The organism is Klebsiella sp. TF21-TM (assembly GCF_019753495.1).
In the GTDB taxonomy this organism is placed as follows: domain Bacteria; phylum Pseudomonadota; class Gammaproteobacteria; order Enterobacterales; family Enterobacteriaceae; genus Klebsiella; species Klebsiella quasipneumoniae.
Map to the genome: position 1 here is coordinate 94,056 of NZ_JAIJYL010000017.1, position 10,902 is coordinate 104,957.

Sequence of the window (10,902 nt, forward strand, 5' to 3'; positions counted from 1 at the left end):
ACCTTTCCCGGACGCCTGCAGGGATATGACGTGCGGAGCGACGACGAGGAAAGGGACACCCTGCAAAATGACAGCCCTGTATGCTTCTGGCCGCTGTAAGTTACACGGAGGCATGAGTACCGGCGCAAAGACACCAGAAGGCAAGGCGCGGCAGTTAGAGGGGCTCCGCCGCTGGCTGGAGAGAAAGCGGCGGGCCACCAGCCAGGGTGACAATACGCAGTAAGGTTCGCGCTGATGGTACGCAGTACGCAGAAAGGTACGCAGCAAAAAGAAGGTTTTTTCAGTGCGTACTTGTTTAAGTGTGTTCTGCGCGTGGCGATGTAAGTCAATGATTAGGCTTAATTATAGCGAAGAGCGATAATCGTGGTAGCGAATATGGGCATTAAAGGCAGGGGCATGAACAATATTCGGCGCAACATCAATGCGCTGGTGAGGGACATCACCGGGCGGCGCTTACCGCGTGCAATGACAGCCGCCTTGCATGAAGGTGGGCTCGTAGCAGCAATCTATACGCCAGTTGATACCAGCACCCTGATTAACTCGCAGTTTAAAGAGGTTATCACCAACGGAACGCGCATCACTGGCCGCATCGGATATTCAGCGAATTACGCAATCTATGTCGCAGATCCGAATATCCCGCAGAAGTTCACCCTCCCCAGGGCCAGGAAGGAGTTTTTGCAGCATGGTGTTGCTGATGCAAAACCGCAGATGGAGGCAGCTTTCCTGCGAGAATTATCAAAACGCTGATTGCGGAGAAAACGAAACCGCTTACCCCATGAGTGGTTAACAATTATTAAGGTTACAGCAGCGATTATTAGGCCGTATCCTCAGTAACCAATTGTGCAGAACTCATATGATTTCGTATTCATTTGCGGATTTTTTTAGCGGAGATCTGAGCCAATGAGAGAGCAGACGCGGGTTTACACCTCTGCGCTACCACGAATTAACCTCCAGTTTCTGGCAAATCTGCAAAGCAGGCTGGTGGATTCGAGCCCGAAAACACACATTTTTTGTGATACCGAGAGCGGAAGGGTGTACTTCTCGATGGTCTCTGGTGGCTACAGCGCGACAATCAACGGGGTAACGCGGGTTATTGGCATCACGATCACCCGGGTAGGTTTTGGCTATCGGCGATGGTACATTTGCCCGCATTGTGGTGGCCGGGTTGCGAAATTATTTATTGGCCGGAAGGATGTAGGGTGTCGTAAATGCTGGAGCCTTCACTATGCCAGCCAGAGTGAAGATGAGATCGCTCGCTTACGGCGCAGTGTGTGGAAGCAGAGGCATGATATATGGGGGGATGATTACCCACCCGCGGGCAGCCTGCTAAATAGCCCGCTCAAGTTTCCGAAGCCTGCCGGCATGAGATGGGATACCTTCGAGAAAAAGCGCTCTCGACTGCTAAAGACTGAATCAGCTTACTGGCGGCTGAAAGAACCGAGGGACGCTAAAGGGTTTGCTCGGGTGATACGCAAAGTGGAGGCGTCAATTCGGTCATTTGAACGGGCATCGAAAAAGGCTACCCCATGAGCACGCTAAGATTGCCCTAACGCTTACCCCATGATCACGGCACGATAAAGAGCGCCACCGCCGCAGGTTGAGCGCACAAGCCTACCAGTGGAAGAAGCCAGCGCCGCGCAGGTAGATACGGGATTATTCCGCATGTAACTTATGCTTATTAAGCAAATTACCTTTATTCACCTTTACAGAATTGTGAGTGCGTCAGTATCGTTATCCTTCCGATTCGCATTTATTCAGGATTTGCATGTACCAGCTAAAGATAACCATCCGAGACAGCAAACCACCAATATGGCGGCGTGTGCTGGTTCCAGAGCAAATCCCCTTTAGTGAACTTCACGCGGTGATCCAGTTGGCTTTTGGCTGGAATGACGAACATCTGTATATGTTCGAGAAAGGCCGTAAAGGTGATCTAGGTAGCGAGTATCGCGTATGGGGTGAGGGTGAAAGCATGGATAATGCGGCAATCACGCCACTATGGGCGGCGATCCAGAATGAGGGTGACAAGCTGGTTTACACGTATGACTTTGGCGACTGGTGGGATTGCCTTATTGTGCTGGAGAAGCAAACACATGATACCAGCATCCAGCCTGTTAGCTGTTTGCGTGGGAGGGGGACTACCCCGGCGGAAAATTCGGGGGGATTGCATGGTTACAATGAATTGCTCTTACAGGCCAGAGAATCTGATAATCCTGAACAGGCCGAGATACGCAATTTCCTTATGCTGGATATTGAACGCCGGGTTTACGACCTGAACAGCATTAACGACAGATTGCAGGCTCTTAACTGACCCGCCAGCATTCCCCATCAATCGCTTTATCAGCGCCGCCATTATCGCGCACAACGGCACACTGTCCGGGTAAACCGTAGCGCACGACCGTTGCGCTAGTCTCACCGCCGCTTTTTATCTGCCGGGATTCGTACACTGTCACCCGCTCAAGCAACCCACCAGCAACCATACTTTCAAGAGTTCGCCGGGTTGATTCTAGCTGGTGGCGCTTATCGAACGACGCCATGCCATGAAGAAGGTAGGCCACGCCCGACACATCGAACGGCGGCGTACCAATCTCACCCGTCACCCATTCGAGGTTATCCGGCTCAAAGTAGCTGAGTATCTCTTTTTTGCGGCTGGTCATTCTCATGGCTGGGGGATTCCTTATTGTGGGATAGATGTATCATACAATAAGAATGGTAACGGCAAGATTGCGACGATGCTCAAGTTTGCGTGAAAGAGGGGAGCACATTCTAAAATCATGTACACATGGGTGTGCACAAAATAATTATCAAACTTTAAATTTACATATAAAACAATGTACTTATGGGTTTTATTGTCTTTCACATCAAGAAAAGCAAATAATCATTAAACCCGCTTCGGCGGGTTTTTTTGTGGCCGCCATGCCGGTAAATGTCAAAACCATCCGCCATAATCCCGCGATACTTCGCCGGGAACAGATCGGCTCAGGGGTGGACTAAACATGCAAATTGGATTTATCGGCCTCGGCGCGGTGGTGGAAACCGCCTATTTACCCGCGCTGCGTCGCCTCGGATACCGTATTGACAGCTGCCAGGGCTATGACCTGGACAGCAGCAGAGCGCTGCCGGGGATCCAGCGCTGCAGTTCGCTGTCGGCGCTGCTGGCCAAACCCTTGGATACGCTCTTCATCACCACGTCATCCCTCCAGCACCTGCCCGTGCTGGAGAGGGCGTTAGCCAGCGCCATTCCCCGCATCGTGGTGGAGAAACCGATAGTGGCCAACCTTGAGCAGGCCGCGCGGCTGCGGGCGCTGCTGGCGCCGGCGGGGGAGGCCGGTCGGGTGCTGGCCCTCGACCACTGGATGGCGCGTGGGTTAGCCCTGAACGCTCTTGCTCCGCCGTGGCAGGCGGAAGAGGAGGCCAGAGGCCTGCCGCCGCCGCACCTTTCAGCGCAGGATATCGCCTGGATAGAAGGCTATTTGCAGGAGCCAAGCGGCTTTAACGCTGCCGGAGAACCGGTCGCGCTTAACTTTGCCACCGGCGAGCTGGATACCCGGCGGCTGCGTCATCCTGACGGCGTGATCCTCGATATCGGTACCCATGTCCTGGCGATGCTGCGGGAAACGCTGCTCGGCTGCGGAGGCGATGTGACGCTGGACCTCGCCGTTCGGGCGACGAAAGACCGTCTCGGCCGAGATATTGCTCATGGGGATACGGTCACTGCCGAGGGAGAAGCGCATCTGCAGGGACGCCTGGGCGATATCCCGCTGAATATCTGGCTTAACAAATATGCCGGTCCCGCGGGCGGGCAAAAGGGAATGCGGATAGGGCTACGGGACGGGCGACTGCTTGCCCTCGATCGCGCCCCTGATGGCGAGGTGGCGACGCTACAGGACGGCGAGCGGATCCAGCGCTGGACCCGGCCCGGAGCGATCTATGCGCACTGTCTCGATGAGCAGATCCTTGGCGCGGAGAATGTGTTTACCCGGGCGCCCGAAAGCGTGGCCGGGCTGACGCGGCGTCGGCTTGAGGAAGTGGAATGGCTGCTCAGGTTGCAGCAGCAATTACGCGGCCCTCATTAAACCCGGAACATGATAAAATAGGTGCAGATAAACGTTGAAAGGAATGGTTATGGAACTTGATTGCCCTCTGTGCCACGCGCCGTTAGATGTCAAAGGCAGCAGCGCACATTGCGCTCAGTGCGAAAGGGTATTTGCCCTTGAGGCGCGCTGCCCGGAATGCCACCAGCCGCTGGAGGTGCTGAAGGCGTGCGGCGCGGTGGATTACTTTTGCCAGCACGGGCACGGCCTGATCTCGAAAAAACGGGTGGAGTTTATTCCGCTGGTTTAGGCGGCGATGGCTTTCTGGCCCGTGTTTTTTTCACCGGCGCAATCTGCCTCACTTCACTTTCGACCCAGCCGTCTTTCAGGCGGGTGGTGAGCAGATCGCCGGTTTTGACCTGTTTTGTCTGCTTCAACACCGTGCCGTCGCTCACCGAAGTGACGCTATAGCCGCGCGCCAGGGTGGCTAAGGGACTCACCGCCTCCAGATGGGTCACCGCGTGCCCAAACCGTTCACGCCGCTCGCTGAGGCGGCTACGCATCGTTTCCGCCAGCCGGTATTCCAGCTGCTGGACGCGCGATTGCGCCCGGTGGATACGCGGCTGCGGGTTATAGTGATTCAGGCGCTGAACAGTGCGCTTTTGCCGCTGCTCGGCGCGTTTAAGCTGCGATTCCACGGCGATGCGCATCCGCTGGCGCAGGCGTTCCAGTGCGGTCTGCTGGCGGGCCAGCCGCAGCTGCGGGTGCTGCTGCTGCAGACGATGGAACAACTGGGTAAAACGGCGCTGGCGACTGGCGAGGAAATAGTCCATCGCCATCTCCAGCCGCTGCTGCCCGGCCTGTAGCTGGCGCAGCAGCTCCTGCTGATTACGGCTGACGATCTCCGCGGCGGCAGAAGGGGTCGGCGCTCGCAGGTCGGCAACAAAATCAGCGATAGTGACGTCGGTTTCATGGCCGACGGCGCTGACGATAGGGATCTGGCTGGCGAAGATAGCGCGCGCCACCCGCTCATCGTTAAAACTCCACAGATCCTCCAGCGAACCACCGCCGCGTCCGACAATCAGCACGTCACACTCCTGACGCGCGTTCGCCAGCGCGATGGCGCGCACAATCTGCCCGGGGGCATCGTCACCCTGAACTGCGGTCGGGTAGACGATCACCGGCAGCCCGGGGTCGCGGCGTCTGAGGACATGAAGAATATCGTGCAGCGCGGCGCCGGTTTTCGAGGTGATGACCCCGACGCAGCGGGCGGGGGAGGGGAGCGCCTGCTTATGTTTTTGATCGAACAGCCCTTCCGCGGTTAACTGCGCTTTCAGCTGCTCATACTTCTGCTGCAGCAACCCTTCGCCGGCGGGCTGCATGCTTTCGACGATAATCTGGTAGTCGCCGCGCGGCTCATACAGGGTGATGTTGGCGCGAACCAGCACCTGCTGCCCATGCTGTGGGCGAAACGTGACCCGGCGGTTGCTGTTGCGGAACATCGCGCAGCGCACCTGGGCGTTATCGTCTTTTAAGGTGAAGTACCAGTGGCCGGAAGAAGGCTGGCTGAAGTTAGAGATCTCGCCGCTGATCCAGACCTGGCCCATTTCGCGCTCAAGCAGCAGACGCACCGTCTGATTGAGGCGGCTAACGGTAAAAATTGCGGGGGATTGAGAGGGTAACATGTGAGCAAGATCAAACTTTAAATCAGCAGGTTATTCAGTCGATAGTAACGCGCTCAGAGGGGATGGCAAGTATTATTTGCAAAAAAGGGTAGATGCAATCGGTTACGCTCTGTATAATGCCACGGCAATATTTATCCACCCTGGTCGAGATATTGCCCATGCTACGTATCGCTAAAGAAGCCCTGACGTTTGACGACGTCCTCCTCGTTCCCGCTCATTCTACCGTTCTGCCGAATACAGCCGATCTCAGCACTCAGCTGACGAAAACCATTCGTCTGAATATTCCTATGCTCTCCGCAGCCATGGATACCGTAACGGAAGCGCGTCTGGCTATTGCCCTGGCACAGGAAGGCGGCATCGGCTTTATTCACAAAAACATGTCCATCGAGCGCCAGGCGGAAGAAGTTCGCCGCGTGAAGAAACATGAGTCCGGCGTGGTCACCGACCCGCAGACCGTTCTGCCGACCACCACCCTGCGTGAAGTGAAAGAGCTGACCGAGCGTAACGGCTTCGCCGGCTACCCGGTGGTTACCGAAGAGAACGAGCTGGTCGGTATCATCACTGGCCGCGACGTGCGTTTCGTCACCGATCTGAACCAGCCGGTCAGCGTCTACATGACCCCGAAAGAGCGTCTGGTTACCGTTCGTGAAGGCGAAAGCCGTGAAGTGGTCTTTGCGAAGATGCACGAAAAACGCGTTGAGAAGGCGCTGGTTGTGGATGAGAGCTTCCACCTGCGCGGGATGATCACCGTAAAAGACTTCCAGAAAGCGGAACGTAAACCGAATGCCTGTAAAGATGAGCAGGGCCGTCTGCGCGTAGGCGCTGCGGTCGGCGCCGGCGCGGGCAACGAAGAGCGTGTTGATGCGCTGGTGGCTGCGGGCGTTGACGTCCTGCTGATCGACTCCTCTCATGGCCACTCCGAAGGCGTTCTGCAACGTATTCGTGAAACGCGCGCGAAATACCCGGACCTGCAGATCATCGGCGGCAACGTCGCCACTGGCGCAGGCGCGCGTGCGCTGGCGGAAGCCGGCTGCAGCGCGGTGAAAGTGGGCATCGGCCCGGGCTCCATCTGTACTACCCGTATCGTGACCGGCGTAGGTGTGCCGCAGATCACCGCCGTTTCCGACGCGGTGGAAGCGCTGGAAGGCACCGGTATTCCGGTTATCGCCGACGGCGGTATCCGTTTCTCCGGCGACATCGCTAAAGCGATCGCGGCCGGTGCGGCGGCAGTGATGGTCGGCTCCATGCTGGCCGGTACCGAAGAATCCCCGGGCGAAATCGAACTCTACCAGGGGCGCTCTTACAAATCCTATCGCGGGATGGGCTCCCTCGGCGCGATGTCGAAAGGCTCCTCTGACCGCTACTTCCAGAGCGATAACGCCGCTGACAAACTGGTGCCGGAAGGTATCGAAGGCCGCGTGGCCTATAAAGGCCGCCTGAAAGAGATCATTCACCAGCAGATGGGCGGCCTGCGCTCCTGTATGGGGCTGACCGGCTGTGGTACCATTGACCTGCTGCGTACCAAAGCTGAATTCGTACGCATCAGCGGTGCGGGCATTCAGGAAAGCCACGTTCACGACGTGACCATCACCAAAGAGTCCCCGAACTACCGTCTGGGCTCCTGATTTCTTCGCCCGACCTTGCGTCGGGCGATTTATTTACTCTGTTTCACTTGCCTCGGAATTAGCGTCAATGACGGAAAACATTCATAAACATCGCATTCTCATTCTCGACTTCGGGTCACAGTATACTCAGCTGGTGGCGCGTCGCGTGCGTGAGCTGGGCGTCTACTGTGAGCTGTGGGCATGGGATGTCACGGAAGCACAGATCCGCGAATTTAATCCAAGCGGCATCATTCTTTCCGGCGGCCCGGAAAGCACCACCGAAGAGAACAGCCCGCGCGCGCCGCAGTATGTGTTCGAAGCCGGCGTGCCGGTATTTGGCGTCTGCTACGGTATGCAGACCATGGCGATGCAGTTGGGCGGCCATGTAGAAGGCTCTAACGAGCGTGAGTTTGGCTACGCGCAGGTTGAAGTGGTTAACGACAGCGCGCTGGTGCGCGGTATCGAAGACTCTCTGACCGCGGACGGCAAACCGTTGCTGGACGTGTGGATGAGCCACGGCGACAAAGTCACCGCCATCCCGTCTGACTTCGTCACCGTCGCCAGCACCGACAACTGCCCGTTCGCCATTATGGCTAACGAAGAAAAACGCTTCTACGGCGTGCAGTTCCACCCGGAAGTGACCCATACCCGTCAGGGGATGCGTATGCTGGAGCGCTTCGTGCGCGATATCTGCCAGTGCGAAGCCCTGTGGACCCCGGCGAAAATCATCGACGACGCCGTTGAGCGTATCCGCCAGCAGGTTGGCGATGACAAAGTGATCCTCGGCCTCTCCGGCGGCGTGGACTCTTCGGTGACCGCGATGCTGCTGCACCGCGCCATCGGCAAAAACCTGACCTGCGTATTCGTGGATAACGGACTCCTGCGTCTGAACGAAGCCCAGCAGGTGATGGACATGTTCGGCGACCACTTTGGCCTGAACATTGTTCACGTCGAAGGCGAGCAGCGCTTCCTCGACGCGCTGAAAGGCGAGAACGATCCGGAAGCGAAACGTAAGATTATCGGCCGCGTCTTCGTGGAAGTGTTCGACGAAGAAGCGCTGAAGCTGGACGACGTCAAATGGCTGGCGCAGGGCACCATCTACCCTGACGTTATCGAATCTGCCGCTTCCGCTACCGGTAAAGCGCACGTCATCAAATCTCACCACAACGTGGGCGGCCTGCCGAAAGAGATGAAGATGGGGCTGGTTGAGCCGCTGCGCGAGCTGTTCAAAGACGAAGTGCGTAAGATCGGTCTGGAGCTGGGTCTGCCGTACGATATGCTCTACCGTCATCCGTTCCCGGGTCCGGGCCTCGGCGTGCGCGTGCTGGGCGAAGTGAAGAAAGAGTACTGCGACCTGCTGCGTCGCGCCGACGCTATCTTCATCGAAGAGCTGCACAAAGCTGACCTGTACAACAAAGTGAGCCAGGCGTTCACCGTGTTCCTGCCGGTTCGCTCCGTCGGCGTGATGGGCGATGGCCGTAAATACGACTGGGTGGTTTCCCTGCGTGCGGTGGAAACCATCGACTTCATGACCGCGCACTGGGCGCACCTGCCGTATGATTTCCTCGGCCGCGTCTCTAACCGCATTATCAATGAAGTGAACGGTATCTCCCGCGTGGTGTATGACATCAGCGGTAAGCCGCCAGCAACGATCGAGTGGGAATGATTAACGGCTACCTTATAGCTAATCATATCTACTCAAATTGAAATGCAACCCTCTGTTTTTACAGAGGGTTTTTCTTTATATCACATCAACACTATTCACTCTATCTCACATTTTTTGACGGTATACCTGACGGTATTACCATTACGGTATACTCTCGTACCGTCAGAAAAATGATGCATCACGGGTGAAATGTGCTTACCGATACCAAACTCAAAAACCTGAAACCGCAGAGCAAAATGTACAAGGTCTCCGATCGCGACGGTCTATACGTAGCCGTGCTGATCTCAGGCACCATCTCGTTTCGTTACGATTACCGCATCAACGGCCGCCGGGAGACGCTGGTTATCGGTCAGTATGGTCGTGACGGTATCACGCTGGCTGAAGCCAGGGATGAACTGATAGCGGCTAAAAAGCTGCTGAACGCAGGCCAGTCGCCGGCTGCGGCGAAGCGTGACGGTATCAAACGGATCCGCGGCGCCGAAACATTTACGGTACATACCGACGCCTACATGAAACATGTGGTCCTGGCCGACAGCACGCGGTCTATGAAGCAATCAGTAATCGACCGGGATATTTTGCCTGTTCTCGGAAACAAAATGATGTCCGAGATAACGACCCCTATGGTGCGTGATCTTTGCGATCGCATAGTCGAGCGCGGCGGACGTGCGACGGCGGTGCAGGCGCGTGAAATCATCAGCAGCGTTTACCGGTACGCCAATGACCGCGGGCACGGGTTATTCAACCCGGCCGCAGATATCAAACCTTCGGCGATCGCCATGTTTAAACCGCGTGACCGTTGCCTGCAGCCGGAAGAAATCGGCGTGCTGTTCAGGTCGCTCGACACCGTCAGCACGTTGCCAACCTTAAAACTGGCTGTGAAGCTCATCCTGATCACGATGGTACGCAAAACCGAGTTCATCATGGCGACGTGGAAAGAGGTGGATTTCAGCAAAGGAACCTGGACGATCCCATCTGACAGGATGAAGGGGAGCCGGTCACACGTCATCTACCTTCCGCCTCAGGCGCAGGATCTGATGGTAGGCCTGCAGATGTGTGCCGGCGGGAGTGACTATCTTCTGCCCGGGCGCTACAGCACCAGTAAGCCGTTATCCAATGCTGCTCTGAACTCAGTCATCGATCGCGCGGTTGCTGCGGCAGCGGATGCCGGGGAGAGCCTGCAACCTCTAACAGTGCACGACCTGCGGCGCACAGCGAGCACGCTTTTGCATGAAGCGGGATTCCCGTCAGACTGGATAGAGAAGGCGCTAGCGCATGAACAGAAGGGCGTGAGGGCGGTTTACAACAAGGCCGAGTATTCCCGGCAGCGGGCCTACATGCTGCAGCAGTGGGCAAATATGGTTGATGCATGGATAAACGGGGAGCATTACGACCTGGTGCCGTTCTCCCCGTCTGCATTTGAAAAGTGGATGAATGAACAATAGTCCGCCCGGAGGCGGCTCATTGTGTCGCCTTCGAAGAATTTTCAAAGAGTCCGCGCAGGAACTTAACCATCGCGTTTGCAGAATCCCGCTGTTCACGGTAGCGCGCCGCTTCTCTCTGCAGGTTAATGATCTCACCATTCCTCTGGTTGATAATGGCGCGCGCCTCTTCGAGTTGTCGTATCAGCGAGGCCTCTTCGGCAATGTTCATGCGGCCTCCGTCTTCACTACCGGCACTGCGCAGCCTGGCAGCAACTCAACCGCCGGCGCTGTGCACTGGTTGCCCCACACGTCGAAACCGTGAGACGACTGGCGGGCAAAGAGCTCAATGCGCGGGACATCGCCAAGCAGCTGCACCAGTTTCTCGCGGATAACGTCCGGTTTGCGCGAGTTCTCCAGGCGCGGTGCCGTAACATGCTGGCAGATCGACTTATCGATTCGCTTGGGTAGCTTTCCTTTCACCGCAAACAGACAGTC

General features: G+C 56.7%; 12 protein-coding genes. 8 read left to right on the forward strand and 4 right to left on the reverse strand.

The window, feature by feature from the left end; all coding sequences use genetic code 11:
• Window positions 1-25 precede the first annotated feature (25 nt).
• The 3 genes from K5R89_RS27795 to K5R89_RS17090 all read left to right on the forward strand — a co-directional run bounded on the left by K5R89_RS27795 (window position 26) and on the right by K5R89_RS17090 (window position 2,308).
• Complete coding sequence (locus K5R89_RS27795) at window positions 26-223, forward strand: HGGxSTG domain-containing protein (RefSeq protein ID WP_302053619.1); 198 nt, start codon at window positions 26-28, stop codon at window positions 221-223.
• 152 nt (window positions 224-375) lie between these two features.
• Window positions 376-747 (forward strand): hypothetical protein, encoded by a 372-nt coding sequence (locus K5R89_RS17085; protein ID WP_032422618.1) that lies wholly within the window; start codon window positions 376-378, stop codon window positions 745-747.
• 1,018 nt (window positions 748-1,765) lie between these two features.
• Window positions 1,766-2,308 (forward strand): plasmid pRiA4b ORF-3 family protein, encoded by a 543-nt coding sequence (locus tag K5R89_RS17090; RefSeq protein ID WP_004202366.1) that lies wholly within the window; start codon window positions 1,766-1,768, stop codon window positions 2,306-2,308.
• Here the strand turns inward: K5R89_RS17090 and K5R89_RS17095 are convergent.
• Window positions 2,301-2,660 carry a hypothetical protein gene (locus K5R89_RS17095; RefSeq protein ID WP_040216554.1) on the reverse strand — a complete coding sequence of 120 codons (360 nt, stop codon included), beginning with the start codon at window positions 2,658-2,660 and terminating at the stop codon, window positions 2,301-2,303. The two genes, K5R89_RS17090 and K5R89_RS17095, sit on opposite strands and share 8 nt — an antisense overlap.
• A gap of 333 nt (window positions 2,661-2,993) precedes the next feature.
• Between K5R89_RS17095 and K5R89_RS17100 the strand changes: the two genes are divergently transcribed.
• Entirely contained in the window at window positions 2,994-4,073 is a 1,080-nt protein-coding gene (locus K5R89_RS17100; RefSeq protein WP_217259482.1) for a Gfo/Idh/MocA family oxidoreductase, read from the forward strand.
• Between the two features lie 49 nt (window positions 4,074-4,122).
• Entirely contained in the window at window positions 4,123-4,341 is a 219-nt protein-coding gene (locus K5R89_RS17105) for a zinc ribbon domain-containing protein (protein WP_004201901.1), read from the forward strand.
• On the opposite strand, the gene xseA is transcribed toward K5R89_RS17105, so the two are convergent.
• The gene (gene xseA, locus K5R89_RS17110; protein WP_023290630.1) at window positions 4,325-5,716 is read right to left on the reverse strand and encodes an exodeoxyribonuclease VII large subunit; all 1,392 of its coding nucleotides are present in this window, start codon (window positions 5,714-5,716) and stop codon (window positions 4,325-4,327) included. The genes K5R89_RS17105 and xseA overlap by 17 nt on opposite strands.
• A gap of 158 nt (window positions 5,717-5,874) precedes the next feature.
• On the opposite strand from xseA, the gene guaB reads away from it, so the two are divergent.
• The 3 genes from guaB to K5R89_RS17125 all read left to right on the forward strand — a co-directional run bounded on the left by guaB (window position 5,875) and on the right by K5R89_RS17125 (window position 10,428).
• Entirely contained in the window at window positions 5,875-7,341 is a 1,467-nt protein-coding gene (gene guaB, locus K5R89_RS17115; protein ID WP_004151980.1) for an IMP dehydrogenase, read from the forward strand.
• A gap of 67 nt (window positions 7,342-7,408) precedes the next feature.
• Window positions 7,409-8,986 carry a glutamine-hydrolyzing GMP synthase gene (guaA, locus tag K5R89_RS17120; protein WP_008803811.1) on the forward strand — a complete coding sequence of 526 codons (1,578 nt, stop codon included), beginning with the start codon at window positions 7,409-7,411 and terminating at the stop codon, window positions 8,984-8,986.
• A gap of 191 nt (window positions 8,987-9,177) precedes the next feature.
• Complete coding sequence (locus K5R89_RS17125; RefSeq protein ID WP_110225474.1) at window positions 9,178-10,428, forward strand: tyrosine-type recombinase/integrase; 1,251 nt, start codon at window positions 9,178-9,180, stop codon at window positions 10,426-10,428.
• Window positions 10,429-10,444: 16 nt separating this feature from the next.
• Here K5R89_RS17125 and K5R89_RS17130 read toward each other — a convergent pair whose 3' ends face one another.
• Entirely contained in the window at window positions 10,445-10,636 is a 192-nt protein-coding gene (locus K5R89_RS17130) for a hypothetical protein (protein WP_186987377.1), read from the reverse strand.
• Window positions 10,633-10,902: MT-A70 family methyltransferase (locus K5R89_RS17135; protein ID WP_260630710.1), on the reverse strand; the 270-nt coding region annotated here is incomplete at its 5' end. The genes K5R89_RS17130 and K5R89_RS17135, both read right to left, overlap by 4 nt.

What these genes read in the sequence shown, in the direction of transcription:
- guaB (WP_004151980.1), top strand. Translation starts at nt 5,875, where the DNA reads ATGCTACGTATCGCTAAAGAAGCCCTGACGTTTGACGACGTCCTCCTC.
- K5R89_RS17105 (WP_004201901.1), top strand. Translation starts at nt 4,123, where the DNA reads ATGGAACTTGATTGCCCTCTGTGCCACGCGCCGTTAGATGTCAAAGGC.
- K5R89_RS17095 (WP_040216554.1), bottom strand. Translation starts at nt 2,660, where the DNA reads ATGAGAATGACCAGCCGCAAAAAAGAGATACTCAGCTACTTTGAGCCG.
- K5R89_RS17090 (WP_004202366.1), top strand. Translation starts at nt 1,766, where the DNA reads ATGTACCAGCTAAAGATAACCATCCGAGACAGCAAACCACCAATATGG.
- K5R89_RS17085 (WP_032422618.1), top strand. Translation starts at nt 376, where the DNA reads ATGGGCATTAAAGGCAGGGGCATGAACAATATTCGGCGCAACATCAAT.
- guaA (WP_008803811.1), top strand. Translation starts at nt 7,409, where the DNA reads ATGACGGAAAACATTCATAAACATCGCATTCTCATTCTCGACTTCGGG.
- xseA (WP_023290630.1), bottom strand. Translation starts at nt 5,716, where the DNA reads ATGTTACCCTCTCAATCCCCCGCAATTTTTACCGTTAGCCGCCTCAAT.
- K5R89_RS17130 (WP_186987377.1), bottom strand. Translation starts at nt 10,636, where the DNA reads ATGAACATTGCCGAAGAGGCCTCGCTGATACGACAACTCGAAGAGGCG.
- K5R89_RS27795 (WP_302053619.1), top strand. Translation starts at nt 26, where the DNA reads ATGACGTGCGGAGCGACGACGAGGAAAGGGACACCCTGCAAAATGACA.
- K5R89_RS17100 (WP_217259482.1), top strand. Translation starts at nt 2,994, where the DNA reads ATGCAAATTGGATTTATCGGCCTCGGCGCGGTGGTGGAAACCGCCTAT.